Here is a 25171-nt window from a genome sequence, read left to right on the forward strand (position 1 = left end):
CGCGGACACGGCTTGTGATGAATCTGTCACAATGAAATTCCCATAAACAGGTCAAGGCGCTGCTAGCCGCAGCGCCTCGAACTCAAGAAACAGATTTGGAAACCGGGCGGACGTCCGGTGACCGGTCAGGCGGCGCCGCGCACGGTGATGCCGTTTTCCTGGAGGTGCTGCTGCAGCTCACCAGCCTGGAACATTTCCCGGACGATGTCACAGCCGCCGACGAATTCGCCCTTTATGTAAAGCTGCGGGATTGTCGGCCAGTTGGAGTATTCCTTGATGCCCTGGCGGATTTCCGAATCGGCAAGCACGTTGACGCCCTTGTAGTCGACGCCGATGTAATCGAGAATCTGCACGACCTGCCCGGAGAAACCGCACTGCGGAAACTGCGGCGTGCCCTTCATGAAGAGGACGACGTCGTTGCTCTTGATTTCGTTGTCGATGAATTCGTGAATGCCGCTCATAGGACCTGATCCTTTCAACAGGCGGGTTAAAGGCCCGCCGTTTCAATCGTTGCCTTTAGATAGCATGCGACGGCAGGAATTCCAGCCGCCCGAACCAAAAAAAGACCAATTCGCGCAGGCCGTTGCCGGGTTGTTGCCGTCGCGTTACGGTCGATTGGCGAGATAGGTCTGAATCTGTTCGATTTCGACATCGGTGAAATGGCTGAAATCCCATTGGGAAACCTGTGTCATCACGCCGAGATCGCGGTTGCCGACACCCTTGCCGGTGCGCAGCAGCGTCCTGAAATCGGCAGCCGAATAGGATTGCGCCAGGGGCTTAAGCGCCGGCGCCAGGAAGGCTTCCGACTGCTTTGCCGTATCGAGATTATGACAGTGGCTGCAATCGGTCCTGAAGGCGTATTCGCCGATATCGGCCGGACGCGTCGCGGCAGGGGTGCCCACGGCAGGCACCAGATCGGCCTCGAAGGGGATCTTGTCGAGCGCCAGGCCGATTCGCCCGAGCGGTCCCCATTGAGTCGTTCCGGCCACCGCATCGGGAAGGTACTTCAAACTGCGCATCCACGCAATGATCGCCGCCATATCGTCATCGGTGATATTGGCGAAGTTGCTTGCCGGCATGATGAAGGCGCCGGTACCGTCCTTCTTGACGCCATGGCGGATGAGGCGCACGAGTTCAGCATCGCTGTACATGGGCACGAAGCGGGTCAGGTTCGGCGCGACGATGCGGCCGACGCCCGGTTCGTCGATGAGCACGTTGCCGGCATCGTGATGACAGCCGCCACACATCAGCGTGCGCGCGCGGCGTTCGGCTTCCTCGGCAGGCGGCGTCGTCTTGACGGTGAAATCGGCAACCGCGACGTCGTAGGTCCTGGAAAGGCGCATCTCCGACAGGGCGTAGACGCCGGCAGCCGCGATGAGACAGATCGCGACGACGGCCGCAAGAATGATTTTCAACATGCGCATCATCGGTTTATGCCCTCAAGAGCGCCGCTATTCGTCCGAAGCCGCTCACATTTGATCGTGCCTTAGCTGCGTCGCTGGCGGCTGCGGCCAGCGGCGGTGCGGCGCTTGCTGACCTGTTTGCGGGCGGGCTTAGCCTTGGCCGAGGTCGTCTTGCGCGCAACCTTCGTCGTCGCGGCGGGTCGTGTCTTACGCCTCCTGCGCTTCGTCGCGACGCGGCCGGTGGTCTTTTTCAGGATCTCCTTCAGCACGCTGTCGACGACGCCTGATATCAATTCTTTGACTAGGTCGGCCACAAAACCCCTCCGTTCGTGATGGAAACGACATGGACGCTATTGAATTCCGGAAGAGTTCGGTTAGCAAGACGGCTTCGAGACCATAGCTGCTTTTTTGTCCCTATCAGCGGCGCAGCAGCCGGATCGCAGCAACATGCCGGCCATTCGCCGGCCGGAAGAGTGGAATGAAACTGATCGAGAAGCGGGTCGTCCTGCATTTCACGGGCTTCGAGCCGCTCGACGGCGTTGCCCATAGGGCACGCTACGAGCGTTCGGCCAGGCAGAGTGCCGCCGTTTGGGGCTATTCGCTTGAAACGGGTGCGCCGGAGGCGGGAAGTGATCCCCTCAGTTTCGTGGTCACGACGGGCGGACGGGATGCCGACAAAGCGGCGGCCGGGGAAGGGACCGGTTTCCCCAGCTGGCAGACGAAGAGCCGGATCCACATGGTCGATCACGATACGCTGGTAACCAGGCTGCGCGGGGGCAACACGCTGAGCCAGATTATGGCAGGTTTCCGAAGCTGCGCCGAGATCATGCTCGAAGGCGGGATGCGGGGATATTTTCGCCACGCCTGGCGCTTCGGTCTGTTCTTCCTCTTCCCGTTCCTGCTGACCGCGCTGGCGATCGCGCTGACGGCGCAAATCGCCATCATGCCCTATGGTTTCGGCTTTTCGCCGTGGCACATGCTCTGGAGCGGACCGCTGGCGCTTTGTTTCTTCATCTTCGCCTTCCTGCCGTTTTCCGAACGCTTCCATACGCTGCATCTCTTCGCCGATTGGGTAATGGCCGTGGCGCTCGGCCGCATGGACCGGACAGATTTCAACGACTGGCTGGAAGACCGGGCCGCTGCCGTGCGCGCAGCACTTGACGACGAGGCGGACGAATATGTGATTTCTTCGCACAGCATGGGATCGAGTGTTGCCGCCCATGTCATCGGCATATTGCTGGAACGGGAGCCGGAGATCTTCAAAGGCAAGCGGGTGGTGTTTGCCACACTCGGCAGCGCCATCCTGCAATGTGCGCTGCTATCGTCGGCGACGCAGCTGCGCGCCCGCGTCGGGTTGATCGCGCGCTGTCCTGAGATTTCCTGGCTCGACGTGCAGTGCCTGACGGATTCGATCAATTTCTACAAGGTGCCGGTCGTCGCCGTTTCCGGCCATGCGGATGCACCTCCGGCGAAGATGATCCTGATCCGCGTCAAGCAGATGCTGACGCCCGAGCACTATCGCAAGATCCGCAAGGACCAGCTGCGCGTCCACCGGCAATATGTGCTGGGGCCTGATCTGCAGGCATCCTTCGATTTCACGCTTTTGACATCGGGGCCAATGCCGGCCTCGGTCTTTGCCGATCCCGACGAAAAGAGAATGCCCGGCTGAGGGCCGGGCACCGTTTATCCGGATCGCGTCGGGCTCTATTCCGGTGCGGAGGTCTGCAGCGCCAACGCGTGCAGTATGCCGCCCATATTGCCCTTCAGCGCCTCGTAGACCATCTGGTGCTGCTGCACGCGGCTCTTGCCGCGAAAGGCTTCGGCGACGACTTCGGCGGCGTAATGATCGCCGTCTCCCGCCAGATCGCGGATCGTCACCTTGGCACCGGGAATCCCAGCCTTGATCATGTCTTCGATATCGCCGGGTTTCATGGCCATGATCGTTACTCCTTGCGCATCATTCCGCAGCCAGTTCGCCGCGGCCTTCCATGAAATCAGGGAACCACGATTCATGGGCATCGCGCAATTGCTGAATCGGCAGCGAGATGAGATCGCCGACGAGGAGCGCCGTTCCTCCGACCGTGCCGAGACGGCGGAAGGGGACGCCGGCGCCTTCGGCATTGGCGCAAACGAAATTTGCGACGTCCGCAGGCACCGTCAGCACGTAGCGCGCTTGATCCTCGCCGAAGAGCAGCGCATGCGGCGCGCCCTTGGCTTCGCCGAGATCGATGACGAGACCCTTGCCTGAGGCCATCGCCATTTCGGCGAGCGCCACGGCAAGACCGCCCGAAGAAATGTCGTGGCAGGCGGTCGCCTGGCCGTTGCGGATGACGGAGCGGACGAAATCGCCATTGCGGCGCTCGGCGAACAGATCCACCTCGGGTGCGGGACCTTCGCGGCTGGCAAGCACGTCTCTGACATAGACGGACTGGCCGAGATGGCTGCCGTCGACGCCGATCATGATCACCTTGTCGCCGTCGTTGGCGGTGCCGATGCGGGCCATCTGGCTCCAATCCGGCAACAGGCCGACGCCTGCGATCGTCGGGGTGGGCAGGATGGCGACGCCGTTGGTCTCGTTGTAGAGCGAGACGTTGCCGGAGACGATCGGGAAATCGAGTGCGCGGCAGGCTTCGCCGATGCCCTTCACTGCCTCGACGAACTGGCCCATGATCTCGGGCTTTTCAGGATTGCCGAAATTGAGATTGTCGGTGGCGGCGAGCGGCTCGGCGCCTGTCGCGGTGATGTTGCGCCAGCATTCGGCGACCGCCTGCTTGCCGCCTTCGAAGGGATCGGCTTCGACATAACGCGGGGTGACGTCGGAGGAGAAGGCGAGCGCCTTGCTCGGATGGCCGTCGACGCGCACGACGCCGGCATCGCCGCCCGGAAGCTGCAGCGAATTGCCCTGGATGAGCGTGTCATATTGTTCATACACCCAGCGGCGGCTCGACTGGTTGGCGGAACCGACGAGCTGCAGCAGCGCCTGGCCGTAATCCTGAGGTGCCGCGACGAGATTGGCGGGCAGGGGAGCCTGCTTGCCGGATTCGCGCCAGGGGCGATCATATTCCGGCGCCTGGTCGCCGAGATCCTTGATCGGCAGGTTGGCGACTTCCTCACCCTGGTGCATGACGCGGAAGCGCAGGTCGTCGGTTGTCTTGCCGACGATGGCGAAATCGAGGCCCCACTTGACGAAGATCGCCTTGGCTTCGTCTTCCTTCTCCGGCTGCAGCACCATGAGCATGCGCTCCTGGCTTTCCGACAGCATCATTTCGTAGGCCGTCATCCTCTCTTCGCGAACCGGCACCTTGTCGAGCTCGAGCAGGATGCCGAGATCGCCCTTGGCGCCCATTTCGACGGCCGAGCAGGTGAGGCCGGCCGCACCCATGTCCTGGATGGCGATGACGGCGCCGGTCTTCATCAATTCCAGGCAGGCTTCCAGCAGGCACTTTTCGGTGAAGGGGTCGCCGACCTGAACGGTCGGGCGCTTCTCCTCGATCGATTCGTCGAATTCGGCCGAGGCCATCGTCGCGCCGCCGACGCCGTCGCGGCCGGTCTTGGCGCCGAGATAGACGACAGGCAAGCCGACGCCCTTGGCTTCAGACAGGAAGATGGCGTTGGATTTCGCAATGCCGGCGGCAAAGGCGTTGACGAGGATGTTGCCGTTGTAGCGGGCGTCGAACTCAACTTCACCGCCAACCGTCGGCACGCCGAAGGAATTGCCGTAGCCGCCGACGCCGGAGACGACGCCGGAGACGAGATGACGGGTCTTGGGATGATCCGGCTCGCCGAAGCGCAGCGCGTTCATCGCGGCGATCGGGCGTGCCCCCATGGTGAAGACATCACGCAGGATGCCGCCGACGCCGGTCGCCGCACCTTGATAAGGCTCGATATAGGAGGGGTGGTTGTGGCTCTCCATCTTGAAGACGACGCAATCGCCGTCATCGATGTCGACGACGCCGGCGTTTTCGCCCGGACCCTGGATGACGCGCGGCCCCTTGGTCGGCAGCGTGCGCAGCCATTTCTTCGAGGATTTGTAGGAGCAGTGCTCGTTCCACATGGCCGAGAAGATGCCGAGCTCGGTGAAGGTCGGTTCGCGGCCGATCAGATCTAGAATACGCTGGTACTCGTCCGGCTTCAGGCCATGGCCTGCAATGAGTTCCGGCGTGATCGGGATGGTGTTTGGAATGGTCATGAGCGGAAAGTCCCTGGCGCGTTTTGCGCTGTCTTTAGCTTATGTAGCGGCGGCGCGCGACAGAAAAAAAGCCCGCCGTCAACAGAGGGCGGGCAGGCTTTCTTCACAAAGGCGGCAACCACTCAGAACTTATAGCCGATCTGCAGGCCGGCGCGGGTCATGCCGTCGTTCGGGCCGTCGCAGAGATTGGCATGCGAGGAGTGGGCAATCTGGGCCATCACGTTCCAATTGCGGGTGAAACGGTAGCCGGCGCCCAGATATTCGTGGAAGAGGACGCGACAGCCGAGTTCCGGACCGTCACTGTCGCCCTCGAGATCGCCGGTATGGATGACGCCGCCGAATCCGGCTTCGGTAAAGAGCTTTTCGTTGAAATCGACCGTCCAGGTGAAGCCGGTGAAGAATTGGGTGGCCTCGCCTGACGTGCCGATCGACGTGCCGAGATGGATACGGGGATGCAGCAGCTGCTGCCAGCCGACCGCCGCGTCGTAGCCGAAGGGATCGAAGAGAGCGGTAATCTCGGGAAAGACGCCGTCTTCCCTGGAATGGCCCGATTGTACCGAGGTCGAGACGCCGAAGCGCAATTCATCGAATATCTGCTCGCCGGCCGTTGCCGAACCCGCGGCTGTCGCTGCCACGGATGCCATGCCCAAAAAACGCAACGCGATCCTTCCGTAATCGAGCCTCATTTGCTGTCCTTTGATTCGCGTCAGACGGGAACAACAAAGGCGTAACATGGACGTCGAGTCGCTAAAGCACCTCGAAGAAGCTTCGGCGTTTTTTCCGATTTATGGCGTCGATTTGCAACACGTCATATTTCACCGTCATAGGCGGAGCCGCCATTTTCCAGCAGGCGGCGCAGGATCATCAGGCCCGAAATGAGTTCCTGCCCTGTCTTCGGCGAGGAAAAACCGATGCGGACGCGGTGATAGGTTTTCTCGCCGCGGGCTGCCTTGAACTCATCCTCGTCGTCGACGAGCACGCCGTCGCGATAGGCGGCGTTCTTGAAGGTGCCGGACATCCAGGGTTCGGGCAGTTTCAGCCAGAGGAACGGCGCATGCGGGTGCGATTCGAAATCGAAGCCCTGCAACTGCTCGCGGACGAGCCGGACACGCCGGGAGAGTTCCTCGACGCTTGCCTTGCGGATTTCGTGCGCCGTGCCGCTTTCGACGAGACGTGCGCAGGTCTCTGCCAGGATGAAGGGCAGGCCGCCGGTGATCATCCTGTGCGTCACCTTGATGCGCTGGGCAAAATGCGGCGGGCAGGCGACCCAGCCGCCGCGCACACCGGCGGCGACCGATTTCGACAGGCCGTTGACAAGAAAGGTGCGATCGGGCGCAATCGAGGCGAGCAGCGGCGTGTCGTCATCGGCCATGCCGCCGTAGAGATCGTCCTCGATCAGCCAGACGCCGTGCTTCCGAGCGATTGCAGCGATTGCCACCCGTCGCTCATAGGGCATGATCGCCAGCGTCGGATTGTGGACGGTCGGCATCAGGAAGGCGATCTTCGGATGCTGCTGCTGACAGAGCCGCTCGAAATCCTCGGGAATCACGCCGAGCTCATCGGAATCGACCGTCAGCGTGCGCCTGCCGAGCAGGCGAGCACTGCGGCTGACCTGCGTGTAGGTGAGGTCCTCGAAGACGATCTTGTCGCCCGGCGCCGAGACGGCCGAGATCACTGATATCGCCGCCGCATGGGCGCCGAGCGTCGGCACGACGTTCTCGACCTCCGGCGTCCAGCCGCTGCGGGCAAGCCAGAGGCGGCCGGCCTCGAACCAGTTGCGCGGGAAACTCCGGGAATAGGAGGAAATTTCGGACAGATGCTGTTCGCCGATCTCGGCGAGGATGCCCGCTATGACCTTGCCCTGACCGAGATCGGGCGCGGCCGTCGTGTCAAAACGGATCTTGTTGGCAGGTGCATCCTGGACGCGGGTGCCGCCGAGCGAGACGGTCAGCGGATCGATCTGCTCGCCGGGCGGCGTTTCGGAGCGGTTCAGCACATAGGTGCCGCGCCCCACTTCGCCGGCGACCAGGCCCCGCTCATGCACCAGCGCATAGGCGCGGCCGATCGTGCCGATTGTCACGCCGATATCATAGGCAAGATTGCGCTGCGGCGGCAGCTTGCTGCCGGCGGGCAGGGCGCCGCTTGATATTGCGGATTCAATGCTGTCGGCGAGCCGGAGATAGACCGGCCCGGAACCGCGGGAAATATCGGGAAGCCAATTTGTCATGGTGACAATTGTATATATTGGCACATTGTATCGGTCAAGCGTATGAGTCAATTCCAACGACAAGCCGTGAGGATTCCTGGAATGTCTGCCTTACCCGAGATCAAAATGCCGATTGTACCGATTGTCTCCTATGAGGACAGGAGACAGATCATTCTCCCCGACGTGCCCGCTGAGGCGACGACGCGGCTCGGCCGGATCTGGGCGGCCACTCTTCTCTGGCATCAGAAGCGGGAAGGCCGGCGTGCGCTGAGAAACCTGACGGCGAACGAGCTCAAGGATATCGGCGTGTCGCAGTCCGATGCGGCGCGCGAAGTCAGCAAGTCGTTCTTCTGGGACTGAAGATGCTTTCCGAACGGATCATGCTTTCGGAACTGAACGGGGCGATTAGAGCCTTTCCGGGTTAGATTGCAGCATTCTGCCGGAGCAGGTTTTCGTCAGGGCAAAGGCGATTGGCGAAGGGCATACCTCTTGGTACGTCCGAGCCGATCGCCTTTGCCCTGGCGGAAAGATGCCTGGCCCACCGGCCGCACCGCTTCGCTATGCGAAGCGATAAGTGCGTCCGGCGATTCTAAAGTCTTGCAGATTTGCCTGGCAAATCTGCGGGAGGGTTGGCTGAAACGGGCCGGCTGATCGACCGGCCGGCTTGGCCGTAGAGCCGGGCTACGACGCGCGCCGGCCGGTCGACCATCCGACTCCGTTTGAGCCAACAGAATGCTGCAAGCTAACCCGGAAAGGCTCTAGCTGCAGGCCTTGTTGCCTGCCGACCAGCGATTGACGTCGGCGGCGATGCGGCCGGCTACCGGCTCCTGCATCATCGGCCCGAAGGCCTGGAGACGCGAGGGGCTTCCCTCAGCCTGCACGACGAGCAGCGGCCGGCTTTCCGGGCTGCCCTTGTGGACGACCAGGATGCGCGGCCGGCCGGAAAAGGAATTGAGTTCCGGTGCGAGCTTATAGGCGGCAAAAGCCGGATCGCCCGACTTGAACCAGCAGGCATTGGCGCCGAGCGCCACGCGTTCCATCGTCGGCAGCGCGCCACGGTTCGGGCCTGTCGTCGGTGCCGGCGTCTGGCAGGCTGCGACCATGGCTGCGAGAGCGGTCAACAGGGCGGCGTTTGCGAGGCGAGGGCGCATCAATCTTGCTCCAGATCCGGACGGAAGGATTTTCGGGTGCATGCAGTTGCCCAAAACCGCTACGCGCGGGGCAACGTGCAGGTCTCAGGCGGCGATGACGTCGAGCGCCGAAGCAAAGAGGCCGCGGCCGTCCGAACCGCCATGGGCGGCTTCGATCAGGTTCTCTGGATGCGGCATCATGCCGAGCACGTTGCCCTTTTCGTTCATCACTGCGGCGATATCGTTGATCGAGCCGTTCGGATTGGTGCCCTCGGCATAACGGAATACCACCTGGCCATTGCCTTCGATCGCAGCCAGCGTCGCTTCGTCGGCGAAATAATTGCCGTCATGATGGGCGACCGGGCAGCGGATGACTTGGCCCTGCGCATAAGCGCGGGTGAAATCCGTCTCGGCATTGACGACTTCGAGCTTGATTTCGCGGCAGACGAATTTCAGCGAGGAATTGCGCATCAGCGCGCCGGGCAGCAGGCCGGCCTCGACGAGGATCTGGAAGCCGTTGCAGACGCCGAGCACCTTCACGCCCTTCGCAGCCTTGTCGATGATTGCCTGCATGACCGGCATGCGGGCAGCGATCGCGCCGCAGCGCAGGTAATCGCCATAAGAAAAGCCGCCGGGGATGACGATCAGGTCGACATCGGGGATCTCGGTTTCCGTCTGCCAGATCGTCACCGGCTGCTGGCCGGAGATTTTGGCCAAGGCTGCGATCATGTCGCGGTCGCGGTTGAGGCCCGGAAGTTGAACGACAGCTGATTTCATGGGGTCCCTGCGTCTGGCGAAAGATATTGAACTGGAACGCTTTCGGCGAGCCATACTCCATTGTCGGAGACAAAGAAAGAATGACCCTCTGAAAACATGCGGGCCGCGTCGACACGCAGGATGATGTATTCACCCTTGCGACGCCTTGCGACGATTTTAGCCGTGTCGACATCCGCTGAGAGATGAACGTGGTGTCGCTGCATCTTCTTCAAGCCTTCGCGCTCGATCGACTGCCAGTTCGTCAGAGACGTGCCGTGAAATAGAGCGGCAGGCGGTTCAACCGGGTTCAATGCGAGATCGACGTCGACGCTATGACCCTGGTTTGCGCGAATTCTATTATCGGCGAGGGCGAAGCGCTTCTTCGGATTGTTTTCGACAATCTCGATAATATCGGCGCGGGAAACGTCGGATTTCGACGCCAACGCTTTTTCGAGCGCATCGAACGACACCCAACCCTCGCCATCAAGCGTCAAACCCGCGGCATCAGGCGCATGACGCAAAACATAGCTCATATATTTCGAGACTTCCGTCTCCAGCTTTGCTTTCATCATGACGCCAAATCCTCAAGGTCCGCCGGAAGACGGGTCTGTGATCGTCAGTCGATCGCGATTGCGTAGTTCTCGATCACCGTATTGGCGAGCAGCTTTTCGCACATTGCCTTGAGGTCGGCCTCGGCCTTGCCCTTGTCGGCGCCTTCCAGTTCCAGGTCGAAGACCTTGCCCTGTCTTACATGGCCGACGCCCGAGAAGCCGAGGGCGCCAAGCGCACCCTCGATAGCCTTGCCCTGCGGATCGAGAACGCCGTTTTTCAGCGTGACGGTGACACGAGCCTTGATCACTTTGTCTTTCCTGCCTTACTTGACGAGAACCGGGCCGGTGCCGCGCACAGGCTCGTTTTCATTGATGATGCCGAGACGGCGCGCAACTTCGGAATAGGCTTCGAGCAATCCGCCGAGGTCGCGGCGGAAACGATCCTTGTCCATCTTCTCGTGGGTCTCGATATCCCAGAGCCGGCAGCTGTCCGGCGAGATCTCGTCGGCGAGAATGATGCGCATCAGATCGCCTTCGAAGAGGCGGCCGCATTCGATCTTGAAGTCGACGAGCTGGATGCCGACGCCGAGGAACAGGCCGGTCATGAAGTCGTTGACCCGGATGGCAAGCGCCATGATGTCGTCGAGCTCGGCAGGATTGGCCCAGCCGAAGGCAGTGATGTGCTCTTCGGAGACCATCGGATCGTCGAGCGCGTCGGACTTGTAATAGAATTCGATGATCGAGCGCGGCAGCACGACGCCTTCGTCGATGCCGAGGCGCTTGGCGAGAGAACCGGCGGCGACGTTGCGCACGACGATCTCCAGCGGGATCATCTCCACTTCCTTGATCAGCTGCTCGCGCATGTTGAGCCGGCGGATGAAATGGGTGGGGATGCCGATCTTGTTTAGATGGCTGAAGATATATTCGGAAATGCGGTTGTTGAGGACGCCTTTGCCATCGATGACTTCGTGTTTCTTCTTGTTGAAGGCAGTGGCATCGTCTTTGAAGAACTGGATCAAAGTGCCCGGTTCCGGGCCTTCATACAGAATCTTTGCCTTGCCCTCGTAGATACGGCGGCGACGGTTCATCGTGGTCATTCTCTGTTGTTGGCGCTCTTGGGATAGCGCGAGTGGATCGATCTCGTGGCGTCCCCTTAAAGGAAAAGAGAGGGTTTCACAATCCGCCTGTCGCTCCTTCCATGGTTTCCGAATTTCCTGGCCCCGGTTTCCGATTTTACGGAATACCGCCAAGAGAATCGAATGAATTCGCAAGACGAGTCTAGCGCCTTTTCCTCTACGGTGGAATGAAGGCGAAATGGCGGGCCGCTTATGCAGGTGTTTATTTGGCGGCTCTGCTGCGCAGCGCGCGGCGAAGCTCAGTCTGCAAGGCGCGAGCGGCGATTTGCCCGTGGCGCCAGCTTCCGGCGCGGATGAAGGAGGGGATCTGCATGGCCGGCATCGGCCGGGCGAGCGCGTAGCCCTGCAGCGTGTCGCAGTCGAGTTCCTCGAGGATGCGGATGTGATCCGCCGTCTCGACGCCCTCGGCGATGACCAGGATATCAAGCGAGCGGCCGATATCGATGATCGAGCCGACGAGTTTGCGCTGCTCGGCCGATTGCGGCAGCATGCGGATCAGTTCGCGGTCGATCTTCAGCGTCTTGGGGCTTAGGCGCAACAGGCTGACGATCGAGGCATGGCCGGTGCCGAAATCGTCGATCTGGATGTCGATGCCGAGCTTGCGCAGCTTTTTCAGGTTGGCGGCTACCCCCTCGTCGCAATCGTCGAGCGAGATCGATTCCAGCAGTTCGAAGGAGATGGTGCCGGGCTCGATCTTCAGAGCGCGGAGCTTTTTGCCGAGATCGGGATCGGCGAGCCGCCTTGCGGAGACGTTGACCGATATCTTCGGAATCGACAACCCGTCCTTGATCCAGGCGCTGCGATCGGCCAGCGCGCGTTCCAGGATCAGCGCGTCGATGGTCGAGACGACGTCGAGATCCTCGGCGATATCGAGGAAGCGGTCGGGCGTCAGCAGCCCGTGCACCGGGTGCTGCCAGCGCGCTAGTGTTTCGACGCCGGTGACATCGAGCGTGCGGGCATCGAACTGCAGCTGATAGAAGGGCACGAATTCATTGCGTTCGAGGCCGATCAGTATCTCGTCGGCGAGGTGCTTGGCGGAGATGGTGTCGCGGCGGTCAGACGCCGAGAAGAATTCGAAACGGTTGCGGCCCAGGCCCTTGGCCCGATAGAGCGCGATATCGGCGTCGAGCAGCATCTGCTTGGCGTCGAGCGTCGGCCCGCTGTCGACGGTGATGCCGATGCTGGCGCCGAAACGGCAGTCGTGCCCTTCATATCTGACGGGTTTGCGCAATTCGCGGATGACACGTTCGGCAAGGCCGGCGATCTTCTTCGATGCTGGATCGACGGCGCAGAGGATGACAAACTCGTCGCCGCCGATGCGGGCGACGAAATCGGCGGTTCGGACGGAATTCCTCAGCACGTTTGCGGCATGCTGCAGCATGGCGTCGCCGGCCCGGTGGCCGAGCGTGTCGTTGATCTGCTTGAAGCGGTCGAGATCGATATGCAGGATCGCCAGTGCAAGGTCCTTGGCCCGGCATTCGGCCGAGCGCTCGCCCAGCATCTTGTCGAGGTAGCGGCGGTTCGGCAGGCCTGTAAGGTAATCGTGCAGCGCCAGATGCTCGATGCTCTCCTTGGCGGCTTCGAGCTCGCGGTTGCGCGCTTCCGCCAGATCCTTGGCGCGCTGCAGCTCGTTGCGGAGCGCGGCCTCTTCGGTAACATCCCAGTTGGCGCCGATCAGTTTGCGGTTGCCATTGCCGTCGATGAAGAAGGCCGAGCGGGCGCGGATGACGCGTTCGGCGCCGTCGCCGCGGATGATGCGGTATTCCTGCTGGAAATCACTTCCGCTTTCGACGCTGCGGTCGGACAAGCCAAGCACGCGTTCCCGGTCGTCGGGATGCAGGCTTTTCGCCCAGGCGTCGCCGCCGATCTGACGCGGGGCGCCCTGCAGACCGTAAATGGCAATGAGGCGCTCGTCCCATTCGACGGTATCATGTTCGATATCGGCTTCGAAGACGCCGATGCGGGAAACCTCCAGCGCCAGATCGAGCCGGCGCGACAAACGCGCCAGCGTCTCCTCGGCCTGCTTGCGGGCGGTGATATCGGTATCCGTGCCGACGATGCGCGTCGGCACGCCGCTCTCGTCCCATTCCACGCAGGCACCGCGGCACTCGATCCAGATCCAGTGGCCGTCCCTGTGGCGCTCGCGATATTCGAAGATCTGGTAGTTGGGATCGCCGGCGTTCTGCCGGTCGATGGCATGGATGACGAAATCGCGATCGTCGGGATGAACGAGCTGCAGCCAGGCGTCGTAATCGCCGGCGGCTTCCTCGTCGGGCGCCATGCCGCGCATGGTTTTCCACGTCTGCGAGTAATATTTCCGATCGAGACGGTAGTTATGATCCCATACGCCAAGGCCCGAGCCGACGAGTGCGTGGTTCCAGCGGCTTTCCCGCTCCGCCAGGTCGGAATCGTCGGCCGCCCCATTGCCTATGCCTGCCTCAGCCGCTGCGGCTTCGCCATGCGGATCATCAGCCTCTGGAAGGGCTTTCTTCACGGGCATTCTCGCTTATTTCACCTCGGTGCAGTCTGCTGTCATTCCATTAAGAAAGACTTAGAAAGCACTTGCTCAACAAGCGAGAAGGCGGGTTTTCCTCACTCAGCGGAGAGCCGGCTGAGGAACTGGGCAAAGACCATGGTGCCTTCGGGCCAGGGACCGTGACCGGAATCGGCATTGATGTGACCGGACTCGCCGGCATCGACGAGGAAGGAGCCCCAGCTGCTGGCGATATCGTCGGCATGGTCGTAACTGCCGAACGGGTCGTTGCGGCTGGCGACCGTGATCGACGGGAAGGGCAGCGGATCGCGCGGATAGGGGCCGAAGGTCATCAGATGCTTCGGGCGGATGTCGGGATTGGCGACATCGGGCGGAGCAACGAGGAACGCGCCCGCCACCCGGTTGCGGAAATGCGGGATGGCGTGGATCACCGAGGGCACGCCCAGCGAATGGGCGACGAGAATGACCGGGCGGGTCGAGGCGTTCACCTCCTCGGCGATGCGGGCGATCCAGTCCTCGCGGACCGGCTTCGTCCATTCGACCTGTTCGACACGGCGCGCCGTGCTGAGCTTTGCCTCCCAGCGGCTCTGCCAGTGGCTCGGGCCCGAGTTGGTGTAGCCGGGGATGATGAGGATATCTGCGTCTGAGGCTTTCATGGTGCCGCCGATGTGAGAAAGCTTGGCCGAGATGTCAAGAGGGGATGCCAAGGGAGAGAGCGACAGGGCGGCTGAAACTTGTTATATTGCTCGAGTGCCGGTTGCGGATTTCGTGTCGGCTTGCCCGCCGATGCTGTCCGCCGCCGATCAGGTCTCGGCTGAGGAGGAGAAAGCCATGGCGGCATTTCATGTCATGACGGGTTCAAGTGAAAACTTTGTGCGCCCCGTCGTCAATCGCATCAGTATCGCCGACGTCTTCGACGCGCTGAAGCGCGGGTACAATGATTTCATGGAGAAACCGTCCCACTATGTGTTCCTATGCCTGATGTACCCGATCGCCGGCGTCTTCCTGACGCTGTGGACCTCGGGCGCCAACCTTTTGCCGATGGTCTTCCCTCTGATGGCGGGTTTCGCGCTGATCGGCCCGATCGCGGCGATCGGCCTCTACGAAATCAGCCGCCGGCGCGAGGCCGGCCTTGACACGTCCTGGACGCACGCGCTCGAAGTGCGCCATTCGCCGGCTCTGCCATCGATCGTGGCGGTCGGACTGATGCTCTGCGCTTTCTTTGTCGTCTGGCTGGTGACGGCGCAGACGCTCTACAGCAATCTGCTCGGCGAAGTGTTCCCGCGCAGCATGGCGGATTTCTTCAGCCAGGTCTTCGGCACGCCCCAGGGCATGCAGCTGATCATCTGGGGCAATCTCATCGGCTTCGTCTTCGCGCTCGTCGTGCTGGCGATGACCGTCATCACTTTTCCGTTGCTGCTCGACCGCGATGTCGGGGCGGTGGCCGCCGTCACGGCGTCGATCCGCGCGATGGTTCTCAATCCGGTGCCGGTGCTGCTCTGGGGCCTGATCGTCGCCGCACTGCTCGTGATCGGCACGATCCCGGTCTTTGCCGGGCTTGCGCTGGTTATCCCGATCCTCGGCCATGCGACCTGGCATCTCTATCGCAAGCTGATTGCGCGGGAAGCCGCCGCGTAACCAAGCCTCGCCCCCAGGGAATTCTCGAATCCCTGGGGAACCTCAAACCTGCCTCGGAGTTTTTTGCCAGAGCATGATGTCGTCGAGACCATGCTCTGGAGACGTCGAGGGAGGATTTCAGAGGTGGCGATAAAGCATCTGTTTGCCCGCTTCGCAACCAAGACATCAGAATGGGCGGGCAAGCCCGTTATCTTCATCCTGGCGCTCATCGCCGTTATCATCTGGGCCTGCCTAGGCCCGTTCTTCGATTATTCGGAAACCTGGCAGCTGGTGATCAATACCGGCACGACAATCATCACCTTCCTGATGGTCTTCGTATTGCAGAACGCCCAGACGCGCGACACGCGGGCGATCCAGGCCAAACTCAACGAAATCATCCTGACGAGCCACGCCGAGAACCGTTTCATCGGTATCGAGAACCTCGACGAGGAGGAGCTGAAGCGCCTCGACGAGTTGGTCGCCAAGGCCGCCAAGGGCAGGGGTGAGACGGAGGCTTGCAGGACAGAGGAGGCGGCGAAAGCGGCGCCTTTGAAAAAGGCCGCGGCACGCAAGCGCCCTGTTGCCGCCAAAGGAAACAAGCAGAAACAACGGCCGCTTGAGAAAAACTGAACCATCATCCGCTCTGCAATTGCAGAGAGCCAAAGGCAGAAATAAAACGGCGCCGGCGAGGGCGCCGCCATATCGTTGATTGCAGATCGCTCAGGCGTTGCCGAACACCCGCCGGAAAATCGTATCCACATGCTTGGTATGATATCCGAGATCGAATTTCTCCCGAATATCCTCCTCGGATAGCGCAGCCCGCACCTCGGCATCAGCCAGCAGCTCTTCGAGAAAATCCTTGCCCTGTTCCCAGACCTTCATGGCGTTGCGCTGCACCAGGCGGTAGGCATCCTCGCGGGAGGTGCCGGCCTGGGTCAGCGCCAGCAGGACGCGCTGGGAGTGGACGAGGCCGCGGAACTTGTTGAGGTTCTTTTCCATATTCTCCGGATAGACCAGCAGCTTTTCGATGACGCCGGCGAGGCGTGAGAGGGCGAAATCGAGCGTCACGGTCGCATCCGGACCAATCATGCGTTCGACCGAGGAATGGGAGATGTCGCGCTCGTGCCAGAGGGCGACGTTTTCCATCGCCGGCATGGCATAGGAGCGGACCATGCGGGCAAGGCCGGTCAGGTTTTCGGTCAGCACCGGATTGCGCTTGTGCGGCATGGCCGAAGAGCCCTTCTGGCCGGGCGAGAAATATTCCTCCGCCTCCAGCACTTCGGTGCGCTGCAGGTGGCGGATCTCGGTCGCCAGCCGCTCGATCGACGAGGCGACGACGCCAAGGGTGGCGAAATACATGGCGTGGCGGTCACGCGGGATGACCTGCGTCGAGACCGGTTCGGCCTTCAGGCCGAGCGCCTCGGCGACATGTTCCTCGACGCGCGGATCGATATTGGCGAAGGTGCCGACGGCGCCCGAGATGGCGCAGGTCGCGACTTCCTCGCGGGCGGCGACTAGGCGCTGGCGGCAGCGCTCGAATTCGGCATAGGCGAGCGCCAGCTTGACGCCGAAGGTGGTGGGCTCGGCATGAATGCCGTGAGAACGGCCGATGGTGACGGTGTCCTTGTGTTCGAAGGCGCGGGTTTTTAGCGCTTCGAGCAGGCGATCGAGATCGGCGATGAGGATGTCGGTGGCGCGGACCAGCTGGACGTTGAAGCAGGTATCGAGCACGTCGGACGAGGTCATACCCTGGTGGACGAAACGCGCATCCGGGCCGACGATTTCGGCAAGATGGGTGAGGAAGGCGATGACGTCATGCTTGGTGACGGCCTCGATCTCGTCGATGCGGGCAACGTCGAAGGTGGCGGCGCCACCTTTTTCCCAGATTGTCTTAGCCGCGGATTTCGGGATGACGCCCAGTTCGGCCAGCGCGTCGCAAGCATGCGCCTCGATCTCGAACCAGATGCGGAACTTGGTTTCGGGAGACCAGATGGCGACCATTTCGGGCCGGGAATAACGCGGGATCATGGGCTGCTGCCTTCACTTCAAGAGATTTGTTCAAGGTTGAAGCCCCTGTAGCAAAGACGGGCGGCAATCTCAACGCATGCGTTTGGCAAGATGATAGCTGCTGACGACAAGGCAGACGAGACCAAGCGGCAGGAAAAGACGCAGGCCGATCACCAGGAACTGGTAGACGGCGCTGATACTGGTGAAGACGAACTGGAAAGCCCAGATGATGCTGCCGAAGGGGGCGTGCCAGCGCGAATAGAAGATCCGGTATTCCATGGCGAAGAGGAAGGCGGTCATCGCAATCGTCGCTGCTGTCAGCGTCACGAAAAAAGCGGCAAAACGTGCTTCCGGCGGCCTGTCATAGGCAAGGAAGCGGGCGACCGGCAGGGCGAAGGGCCAGGCGAGCAGGCCGCCGAGGAAATAGAGTGTGGCGACCTCGGCTAGACGGCTCGTCTCCAGGCCGTTGCGCAGGTAAAGGCCGAGCATGGCGGCGGCGAGCATCTGCATGCCCCAAAGCAGCGCGCCGGCAATCAGATCAGGGTAGGGCGGCCGCGCAGCTCTTAGACGATCCATCCTCGGGCGATCCGTCCTGGGGCGATCCATGCTCAGGGATGAACCGGAACGGCGATCCAGCGTCCGTTCCTCTCGGCATCGAAGGCGAGGATGAGGGCGATGTGAACCTGATTTCCGGTTTCCGGCTGATAGACCATCGCGCCGCCGATCCGGTATTCGACCGAACATACCCGTTCGGCCGGAACGGCGGTGGCCTGGCGTGCCGCCTGGCGGTTCGGAGCGCCCTCCTTCTCGATCATCTGCAGGCTGAAGCCAAGCACCCGCTTGTCGATCGAAGCGCACTCCTTCGGCGTCGGCACCGGCATCTCGCCGAGCGAGAGCGTATAGGGTGATTTTGGTGGACCGTCGGTCGCAAGCGTCGTGTAACGGATCGTCTTCGAAGGAGAACCGAGTTCGGTCGGCGGATTGAAGGCGGCGATCAGGCCGGGATTGGTCAGGAGATCGTATTTGTCCATCTCGCCGCGTGCCGCCGTCAGGTTCTGCCGCCGCGCCTTGGAAAGATTGGCGTCCTTATCGGTCAGTTCGGTGCGAAACGGCGTGCCCTCGAGATACTGGCCGCTGCCGGTATTGACGAAATAGGTGTTGGAGTAGGGGACGCGGCCCTCCTCCTTGATGCCGAATTCCTGAAATCCGAAGACCTTGCCGTCGGCGGAAAAGCCGATCGGCTGGATATTGGCAATGTCTCCGGCAAGTGACATGCCGGGCAGGCCGGCAAGTGCGGCGGCAAGCACGCCGCCAATGATGAGACGCTTCTTCATGTTCGTGCCCCTTCGGCTGCCTGACGCAGATCGGCGATGGTCCGACGGTAAGCCTCGACCGTATCGCCCTTGAAAATTGCCGAGCCGGCGACGAGGACGTTGCCGCCCGCCCGGGCAATTGCCGGCGCCGTTTCCACAGTCACGCCGCCGTCGACCTCGAGTTCGATCGGCCGATCACCGATCAGTGACTTCGCCGCCGCGATCTTGGCCGCCATCGCCGGAATGAACTTCTGTCCGCCGAAGCCGGGATTGACCGACATGATCAGGATGAGGTCGACATCGTCGAGCACGTTCTCGATGGCGCTGAGCGGTGTCGCCGGATTGATCGTCACGCCGACCTTCTTGCCGAGATTGCGGATGGTCTGCAGCGAGCGGTGCAGATGCGGTCCGGCTTCGGCATGGACAGTGATCCGATCGCAGCCGGCCTTGGCGAAGGCTTCGAGATAATCGTCGACCGGCGAGATCATCAGGTGGCAGTCGAAGGTGGCTGATGTGTAGGAGCGCAGCGACTTGATGACATCAGGGCCGAAGGAGATGTTCGGCACGAAATGCCCGTCCATCACGTCGAGATGGATCCAGTCGGCGCCGGCGGCCGTTACGTCGCGCACCTCCTCGCCGAGCCTGGCGAAATCCGCCGCGAGGATCGAGGGGGCGATGCGAATGGGCAGCGTCATCAAATCTTACTCCATATGGGTCGCCATTTGACTGCGGCGCCCTGATTCAAGGCTGGCGCGCGCCGCTCATTGCGTTGGCGCGGCGGGTGGAAAAAAGCCGTTGCCCCGCCATTCGAGCAGGCGGTAGGGGTTTTGCGAAAGCTCATGCGCGCCGGTGAAGGCCATAGTGCCGATCGGCGTCTGGAATGTCGTGCCGAGAAGCATCTCCTGGAGGGGTTTGCTCGCTGCAGCGGCGGCTTCCGCAGCCTGGCCGGCAATGAGTGCCGCGGCCAGCGACGGCAGGACATAACCTTCCGGCTCGATGCCTTTGGCGCGCAAAGCGTCGGCTGCAGCTGCGCTTTCCGGCCGAACGGTATATTCGGGCAGGGCAACGGCGCGCACGCCTGTAATCAGCGGCAGCGGCTGGTCGGCGGCGCGCATGGCATCGCCGCCGAGGATGGACAGCGGGATGTTCTCCGCCTTGGCGTCGCGGGCGATGACGGCAACGTCGTTGCGGTCGCCGCCGATGAAGACCCTGGTGGCGCCGGCCCGTTTCAGGCGGCGCACGAGGGCAATCTGCTGTTCCTGTCCCGGCCGATAGGTGTCGGTAAAGACCGGCTTCAGGCCGTTCTGCTCCAGCGCGTTGCGCACTGCTTCCGTCAGTTCTCGGCCATGGATGGTGCCGTCTTCGATCAGGGCGATCGGATCGGCGGCCCAGTCCTTCAGGATGATTTCGATGATCTTTGCCGCCTCGGCGCCGTCGGCGGGCGCTGCCCGGAAGAGCGGCCAGCCGTTCTTCAGCGCATCCTCCATCAGGATGCGGGAGCGCACGGAGACGGTGATCGCGGGAATGTTGGCGTCCTTCAGCTTCGGCAGTGCGCCTTCCAGCGTCTCGCTGCAGAGAAAGCCGATCGCGACCTGCACCTTGGCATTGATCAGCGCGTCGGCAATTGCTGCGCCGCTATTCTCTTCGCAGGTCTCGTTGATGGCGACCAGAGTATTGCCTGATTGTTGAATCTCGAAACCGGCGCCGGCGGCAATCTGGGCGCCGAGGAGGGCGAGCGTGCCGTTCTGAGGGGCGACGACGCCGATCGTCACGCCTGCCGCATGGCTCGGCACGGCCGCTCCCAGCAGCGTCAGAAAGGCTGCTATGCCACGCAGGTTGATCATGAAAGGCGAAGATCCCTAGCCGTCGTCCATGCCCTTTTATCCGCAAGGCCGCGATCGTCAAAGAAAAACAAGCGCAACGCAGCGCTTTTCACCGGTCCTATTGTAGAAAAGGTAACCGATGCTCGCCATATTGGCGCGATAACAAGTCGATCAATGCAAAAGCGCGCACGGGAGAAGCAGGTGTTGAACAGGCAGCATATCGACCCTGGCCTTTATCGCGATGCCATGAGCCGTTATGCCGGCCATGTGCAGCTCGTGACGACGGCGATGGGCGAGTTGCGCCGCGGCGTCACCATCACCGCCGCCTGCTCGGTCTCGGATAATCCGGCCTCGGTGCTGATCTGCCTCAACAACACCAACCCGAAGAACGACATCTTTTTCAGGAGCGGCATCTTCGCCCTGAATACGCTCGGCGCCCATCATCAGGGCGTCGCCGATGCCTTTTCCGGACGCACGGCGCTTGCCGATGACGACCGTTTCGCCAGCGCCCGTTTTGAGATGCTCGTCACCGGCGCGCCCGTCCTGGCCGACGCGCTTGCCGCCTTCGATTGCCGGGTGACCGACATCAAGGAAATGCCGACGCACAATGTCATCTTCGGCGAAGTTGCGGCCGTCCGCTTCAGCGAAAAACACCCAGCGCTCATCTATATGGACCGGGATTATCACGCGCTGTGATGAGAGCGCCGTGGCCGAGATTTCGAGGGAATAGAGAATGGACAATGCCGGGATCGAGGAAATGTTTCAGGGGCTCGGCCCGGTCACGGTCAAGCGCATGTTCGGCGGCAAGGGCATCTATCATCTTGGGCGCATCATCGCGCTCGAAGTGCGGGACGAGATGCTGCTGAAGGCCGATGAGAAGAGTGCCCCGGAATTTGCGGCTGCCGGCGCCACGCAGTGGAGCTATGAAGGCAAGAAGGGCAAGCCGGTGAAGATGCCCTACTGGTCGATCCCCGACGAGGCCTATGACGATCCCGATCTGATGGCGAAATGGGTGCGGCTAGCCTATGAGGCGTCGCTTCGCGCCGAATGACTAGCTGCGTTCGGCAGTCGGCAAAGCCGCTATCGCCGCCTTGGTGAAGGCCGACAGCGGCTCGGGCAAGTCCGTCAGCGGAAACCAGCCGAAATCCGAAAGCTTGTCCGGTTCGGTCAATTGTGGTTCGCCTTCGATGTCACGGGCGAGATAGAGAACTGAAATCCAGTGCTGGCGATCGGCATCGATGATCTGCTCGGTCATGCCGATTCGTTCGATGCGCCCGATCGTCAGGCCGGTTTCTTCTTCGGCCTCGCGGCGCGCGGCTTCCTCGGCCGGCTCCATGTGATCGACCTTGCCGCCGACAATGTTCCAATAGCCGGCTTCAGGTGGGCGCATACGTTTGTAGAGAAGGATCCTGGCGTCGCGCAGAATCACCAGCCCGACGCCGAGACCCGGAAAATCGATACCGGGTCTGGCCATGGCAATGCTCAGACCTTGGCGCTGCCGGCGATCAGCATGAAAGCGGGGATATCGTCGCCGAAACCGATCGGGGTCGGGCCGTCGTCGTGGTCGCGATGGCGGCGGCGGTCGCGGCTGTCATCATTTGCCGGATAAGGCCGATTGTTGCGCGCGTTGTTCTGCGGCTTCTGCTCTGCTTTGCGCTCGTTCTTCACGATGTCGGCCTTTACTGGTGCTGCCTGGATCACTTGGACGTCATTATCCTGTATGTCGTTGTCAGATTTATGACTCGCGGCGCCACGACTGCCGCGGCCGCGGCCGCGATCCTTCTCGCCTCGATCGTCCCGACCGCCACGCTCGCGGCTGTTGCGGCGCGGGCGTTCGCTGTCCTTGCCTTCTTCTGCCGGCGGTAGGGAATTCAGGTCACCGTTCTGCCATTCGACCTTTTCGCCGATCAGCTTCTCGATGGCGTCGACGAATTTGGTGTCGCGCTTGGTGACCAGGGTGAAGGCGGCACCCGAGCGGCCGGCACGGCCGGTGCGGCCGATGCGGTGGACGTAATCCTCGGAGTGAATCGGGACATCGAAATTGAAGACGTGGCTGACATCGGGAATGTCGAGGCCGCGGGCTGCAACGTCGGAGGCGACCAGCAGCTGGAGATTGCCGTCACGGAAGCTCTGCAGCATCATCGTGCGGGAGCGCTGGTCCATATCGCCATGCAGGGCGCCGACGGAGAAACCGTGGCGCTCGAGCGACCGGAAGAGATCGGCGACATCCTTCTTGCGGTTGCAGAAGATGATGGCGTTCTTCAGCTCGGTCTGGGCACGGACGAGTTCGCGCAGAACCGCACGCTTTTCGTAGTCCTTGCTGTGCGAGGCGACGAAGCGCTGCGTCACGGTCTTTGCGGCGGAAGCCGGCTTTGCGACCTCGATGCGCTCGGGATTCTGCAGGAACCGGTCGGCGAGCTTCTGGATTTCCGGCGGCATGGTCGCCGAGAAGAACAGCGTCTGACGGGTGAACGGGATCATCTTGGCGATGCGCTCGATATCCGGGATGAAACCCATGTCGAGCATGCGGTCGGCCTCGTCGATGACGAGGATCTCGACGCCGCTCATCAGGAGCTTGCCGCGCTCGAAATGGTCGAGCAGGCGGCCGGGCGTGCAGATCAGCACGTCGGCGCCGCGCTCGAGCTTGCGGTCCTGGTCCTCGAAAGAAACGCCGCCGATCAGCAGGGCGACGTTGAGGCGGTGGTTTTTGCCGTATTTCTCGAAATTCTCGGCGACCTGGGCGGCGAGTTCGCGCGTCGGCTCGAGGATCAGCGTGCGGGGCATGCGGGCGCGGGCGCGGCCCTTCTCCAGAAGCGACAGCATCGGCAGAACGAAGGACGCCGTCTTGCCGGTGCCTGTCTGCGCGATGCCGCAAATATCGCGGCGCTCGAGCGCAAAGGGAATAGCTCCCGCCTGAATGGGCGTGGGGATCGTGTAGCCCGCGTCGGCAACAGCGGATAGCACTTTTTGGCTCAAGCCAAGGTCAGCAAATGTCGTCAAAGGGAAAACTGTTTCCGTTCCGGTTCGGCCGAGCTCTGAACGAGTCGGCGGGATTGCATGCCGCAATGCAGCGCGACATAGCCCCGAATGGCCGGCAAGTCAAGAATTAGAGAGGCCGCACCCCGTGCAGAGTGAAGCGATGGTTACCGGCCGGGTATTACTTGATATAGGTGGCGAGTTTAAGGCCGGCATTCATGAAATATACTGGATCGACCGCGTGACCGTCCTGGCGCACTTCATAATGCAGGTGCGTGCCTGTCGAGCGGCCGGTGCTGCCGGCAAGGCCGATGACGTCGTTGCGGTCGACCGTGTCGCCGACCTTGACCAGCACCTCCGACATATGCCCGTAGCGCGTCGAAATGCCGTTGCCGTGATCGACCTCGACCATGTTGCCGTAGCCGCCGGTCCAGCCGGCCGAAATCACCCTGCCAGGCGCCGTCGGGCGGATCCTTTCGCCCGGCGAAAAGCGAAAGTCGATGCCGGAATGAAGCGCGAGGCGGCCAAGGAAGGGGTCGCGGCGATTGCCGAAGGGGCTGGTCACTTCCTTGCCGACGGCGGGATTGCGGAAGGGCAGGGATTCGGCGGTGCTGCGCACGGCCTCGAGCCGGGTCAGCGCGCCGTCGAGGGCGACCAGCGAATTGTTGAAGTCGTCGTTGCTTTCAGGCTCGACATAGGGGCCGCCGACGGCATCGTCATCGTCTTTCCTGGCCGCGGTCTCGGGCATCGGGATCTTGAAGCGGGTCAGCACGGTCTCGATAGCGTTGGCGGCACTGCCGGCATCGCTCGTCAGCTGTTCGACCCGGCTGCGCTGGTCCTGTTCGACATCCTTCAGCGACAGCGTCACCTTGGAGAAGATCCGGTCGGCGCGGTCGCCGACGGTCTCCGCGGTCGGCACATAGGCAAGCGTCGAATTGTCGGGCGTCGCATCGGCGGGGGCGCCGCTTGCCAGCTGTTTCTCGATCGCCTGGATACCGCCGCCGTCAAGCGAAGCGCGCTTGTCTTTGATCTCGGGGGCATAAGACTGAACGGGGGAAGACGGCGCGGGCGGGGCGCCATCCTTCTCTGTCAGGCCGGAACTTTCGGCCCGATCGAGCAGATTGTCGAGCTTGCCATGGCGCGAGGTCAGCGCCATCTGCTGCTCCATCAGCTTGTCGACCTTGTCCTCGACCACCTGCTGGTCGAGAAGCTGGCGGGAGGTGATGCGGTCGACCTGAGCGCGAAGGGCGGCGATCCGGTCTTCATAGTCGTGCTGCATGCGGGCCTGGCGCGCCATGGTGGCGCCGATCAGGTCGTCGCGCAGCACGAGATAGGAGGTGGCGAGAAGATAGCCGATCGAGAACACGCCGATGAAGCAGAAGGCAAGGGCTGCCATCCACGGCCGGACCGTCATGTGGCGGACATTGTCGCCGCTTGCCAGGATGAGGATATGTTCCTGCGCCCGCCTGCCGAATACCCGGTGCTGATGTCCGCTGTTCACGCAGGCTCTCCCGATTGATGCTCTACGCCTCTTTCGGAAAATTAGACACGTTTATGGTTAATGAATGCT

Annotated in this window: 28 protein-coding genes; 6 read left to right on the top strand and 22 right to left on the bottom strand. The window is 62.0% G+C overall.

The genetic code is table 11. The features are described 5' to 3' along the window. Positions 1 to 125: 125 nt before the first annotated feature. From grxD to FHX10_RS06180, 3 genes are all read right to left on the bottom strand, one after another. Positions 126 to 461, bottom strand: a complete 336-nt coding sequence (gene grxD, locus FHX10_RS06170; protein ID WP_003586231.1) for a Grx4 family monothiol glutaredoxin — start codon at positions 459 to 461, stop codon at positions 126 to 128. Between the two features lie 144 nt (positions 462 to 605). Then, entirely contained in the window at positions 606 to 1427 is an 822-nt protein-coding gene (locus FHX10_RS06175) for a c-type cytochrome (protein ID WP_184389158.1), read from the bottom strand. A gap of 59 nt (positions 1428 to 1486) precedes the next feature. Further along, positions 1487 to 1717, bottom strand: a complete 231-nt coding sequence (locus FHX10_RS06180) for a hypothetical protein (protein ID WP_028758063.1) — start codon at positions 1715 to 1717, stop codon at positions 1487 to 1489. Between the two features lie 164 nt (positions 1718 to 1881). On the opposite strand from FHX10_RS06180, the gene FHX10_RS06185 reads away from it, so the two are divergent. Then, entirely contained in the window at positions 1882 to 3072 is a 1191-nt protein-coding gene (locus FHX10_RS06185; RefSeq protein ID WP_132571897.1) for a hypothetical protein, read from the top strand. Between the two features lie 35 nt (positions 3073 to 3107). On the opposite strand, the gene FHX10_RS06190 is transcribed toward FHX10_RS06185, so the two are convergent. From FHX10_RS06190 to FHX10_RS06205, 4 genes are all read right to left on the bottom strand, one after another. Beyond that, entirely contained in the window at positions 3108 to 3341 is a 234-nt protein-coding gene (locus tag FHX10_RS06190; RefSeq protein ID WP_003579540.1) for a BolA/IbaG family iron-sulfur metabolism protein, read from the bottom strand. 19 nt (positions 3342 to 3360) lie between these two features. After that, positions 3361 to 5592, bottom strand: a complete 2232-nt coding sequence (gene purL, locus FHX10_RS06195) for a phosphoribosylformylglycinamidine synthase subunit PurL (RefSeq protein WP_132571894.1) — start codon at positions 5590 to 5592, stop codon at positions 3361 to 3363. Positions 5593 to 5714: 122 nt separating this feature from the next. Continuing rightward, positions 5715 to 6278 (bottom strand): acyloxyacyl hydrolase, encoded by a 564-nt coding sequence (locus tag FHX10_RS06200; RefSeq protein WP_097543645.1) that lies wholly within the window; start codon positions 6276 to 6278, stop codon positions 5715 to 5717. A 122-nt stretch (positions 6279 to 6400) separates the two neighbouring features. Further along, complete coding sequence (locus FHX10_RS06205) at positions 6401 to 7819, bottom strand: PLP-dependent aminotransferase family protein (protein ID WP_047609998.1); 1419 nt, start codon at positions 7817 to 7819, stop codon at positions 6401 to 6403. Between the two features lie 81 nt (positions 7820 to 7900). On the opposite strand from FHX10_RS06205, the gene FHX10_RS06210 reads away from it, so the two are divergent. Further along, complete coding sequence (locus FHX10_RS06210; RefSeq protein ID WP_028758058.1) at positions 7901 to 8158, top strand: DUF1127 domain-containing protein; 258 nt, start codon at positions 7901 to 7903, stop codon at positions 8156 to 8158. Positions 8159 to 8556: 398 nt separating this feature from the next. Here the strand turns inward: FHX10_RS06210 and FHX10_RS06215 are convergent, their stop codons facing one another. The 7 genes from FHX10_RS06215 to FHX10_RS06245 form a co-directional block, all read right to left on the bottom strand. Beyond that, positions 8557 to 8949, bottom strand: coding sequence for a hypothetical protein (locus FHX10_RS06215; protein WP_028758057.1), 393 nt, complete (start codon positions 8947 to 8949; stop codon positions 8557 to 8559). An 84-nt stretch (positions 8950 to 9033) separates the two neighbouring features. Beyond that, the gene (gene purQ / locus FHX10_RS06220) at positions 9034 to 9705 is read right to left on the bottom strand and encodes a phosphoribosylformylglycinamidine synthase subunit PurQ (RefSeq protein ID WP_028758346.1); all 672 of its coding nucleotides are present in this window, start codon (positions 9703 to 9705) and stop codon (positions 9034 to 9036) included. Beyond that, positions 9702 to 10256 carry an RNA 2'-phosphotransferase gene (locus FHX10_RS06225; protein WP_132571891.1) on the bottom strand — a complete coding sequence of 185 codons (555 nt, stop codon included), beginning with the start codon at positions 10254 to 10256 and terminating at the stop codon, positions 9702 to 9704. The genes purQ and FHX10_RS06225 overlap by 4 nt, the downstream gene beginning before the upstream one ends. 44 nt (positions 10257 to 10300) lie before the next feature. Beyond that, complete coding sequence (gene purS / locus FHX10_RS06230; protein WP_012757626.1) at positions 10301 to 10543, bottom strand: phosphoribosylformylglycinamidine synthase subunit PurS; 243 nt, start codon at positions 10541 to 10543, stop codon at positions 10301 to 10303. Positions 10544 to 10558: 15 nt separating this feature from the next. Further along, positions 10559 to 11323: a phosphoribosylaminoimidazolesuccinocarboxamide synthase gene (gene purC, locus FHX10_RS06235; RefSeq protein WP_003568927.1), complete on the bottom strand. Its 765-nt coding sequence runs from the start codon at positions 11321 to 11323 to the stop codon at positions 10559 to 10561. Positions 11324 to 11573: 250 nt separating this feature from the next. Further along, positions 11574 to 13871: a putative bifunctional diguanylate cyclase/phosphodiesterase gene (locus FHX10_RS06240; protein ID WP_063475232.1), complete on the bottom strand. Its 2298-nt coding sequence runs from the start codon at positions 13869 to 13871 to the stop codon at positions 11574 to 11576. Positions 13872 to 13963: 92 nt separating this feature from the next. Continuing rightward, positions 13964 to 14521, bottom strand: coding sequence for an RBBP9/YdeN family alpha/beta hydrolase (locus tag FHX10_RS06245; protein ID WP_028758349.1), 558 nt, complete (start codon positions 14519 to 14521; stop codon positions 13964 to 13966). Between the two features lie 175 nt (positions 14522 to 14696). Between FHX10_RS06245 and FHX10_RS06250 the strand changes: the two genes are divergently transcribed. Further along, on the top strand, positions 14697 to 15503 hold the full coding sequence (locus FHX10_RS06250) for a DUF2189 domain-containing protein (protein ID WP_132571888.1): 807 nt from the start codon (positions 14697 to 14699) through the stop codon (positions 15501 to 15503). Between the two features lie 129 nt (positions 15504 to 15632). Next, positions 15633 to 16112, top strand: a complete 480-nt coding sequence (locus FHX10_RS06255) for a low affinity iron permease family protein (protein ID WP_127430954.1) — start codon at positions 15633 to 15635, stop codon at positions 16110 to 16112. Positions 16113 to 16202: 90 nt separating this feature from the next. Here the strand turns inward: FHX10_RS06255 and purB are convergent, their stop codons facing one another. The 5 genes from purB to FHX10_RS06280 form a co-directional block, all read right to left on the bottom strand. Next, complete coding sequence (purB, locus tag FHX10_RS06260; protein ID WP_028758352.1) at positions 16203 to 17510, bottom strand: adenylosuccinate lyase; 1308 nt, start codon at positions 17508 to 17510, stop codon at positions 16203 to 16205. Positions 17511 to 17579: 69 nt separating this feature from the next. Beyond that, positions 17580 to 18065 (bottom strand): hypothetical protein, encoded by a 486-nt coding sequence (locus tag FHX10_RS06265; RefSeq protein WP_088930350.1) that lies wholly within the window; start codon positions 18063 to 18065, stop codon positions 17580 to 17582. Between the two features lie 32 nt (positions 18066 to 18097). Further along, positions 18098 to 18823: a DUF2259 domain-containing protein gene (locus FHX10_RS06270; RefSeq protein WP_028758354.1), complete on the bottom strand. Its 726-nt coding sequence runs from the start codon at positions 18821 to 18823 to the stop codon at positions 18098 to 18100. Further along, a complete protein-coding gene (gene rpe, locus FHX10_RS06275; protein WP_047609989.1) occupies positions 18820 to 19497 on the bottom strand; it encodes a ribulose-phosphate 3-epimerase in 678 nt (225 codons plus the stop codon). Before rpe ends, FHX10_RS06270 begins: the two co-directional genes overlap by 4 nt. Before the next feature lie 66 nt (positions 19498 to 19563). Then, positions 19564 to 20646 carry an ABC transporter substrate-binding protein gene (locus FHX10_RS06280; protein WP_047609987.1) on the bottom strand — a complete coding sequence of 361 codons (1083 nt, stop codon included), beginning with the start codon at positions 20644 to 20646 and terminating at the stop codon, positions 19564 to 19566. Between the two features lie 180 nt (positions 20647 to 20826). Here FHX10_RS06280 and FHX10_RS06285 point away from each other — a divergent pair, with 180 nt between their 5' ends. Both FHX10_RS06285 and FHX10_RS06290 read left to right on the top strand, forming a co-directional pair. Beyond that, on the top strand, positions 20827 to 21321 hold the full coding sequence (locus FHX10_RS06285) for a flavin reductase (protein WP_028758357.1): 495 nt from the start codon (positions 20827 to 20829) through the stop codon (positions 21319 to 21321). Positions 21322 to 21358: 37 nt separating this feature from the next. Further along, entirely contained in the window at positions 21359 to 21676 is a 318-nt protein-coding gene (locus FHX10_RS06290; protein WP_047609986.1) for a TfoX/Sxy family protein, read from the top strand. Here FHX10_RS06290 and FHX10_RS06295 read toward each other — a convergent pair whose 3' ends face one another. The 3 genes from FHX10_RS06295 to FHX10_RS06305 form a co-directional block, all read right to left on the bottom strand. Then, positions 21677 to 22099 carry an NUDIX domain-containing protein gene (locus tag FHX10_RS06295; protein WP_047609985.1) on the bottom strand — a complete coding sequence of 141 codons (423 nt, stop codon included), beginning with the start codon at positions 22097 to 22099 and terminating at the stop codon, positions 21677 to 21679. Positions 22100 to 22107: 8 nt separating this feature from the next. Then, positions 22108 to 23625 carry a DEAD/DEAH box helicase gene (locus FHX10_RS06300; protein WP_047609983.1) on the bottom strand — a complete coding sequence of 506 codons (1518 nt, stop codon included), beginning with the start codon at positions 23623 to 23625 and terminating at the stop codon, positions 22108 to 22110. Positions 23626 to 23782: 157 nt separating this feature from the next. Beyond that, complete coding sequence (locus FHX10_RS06305) at positions 23783 to 25102, bottom strand: peptidoglycan DD-metalloendopeptidase family protein (RefSeq protein ID WP_127430896.1); 1320 nt, start codon at positions 25100 to 25102, stop codon at positions 23783 to 23785. Positions 25103 to 25171: the final 69 nt, after the last annotated feature.

It is taken from the genome of Rhizobium sp. BK591 (assembly GCF_014195045.1).
Taxonomy (GTDB): domain Bacteria; phylum Pseudomonadota; class Alphaproteobacteria; order Rhizobiales; family Rhizobiaceae; genus Rhizobium; species Rhizobium anhuiense.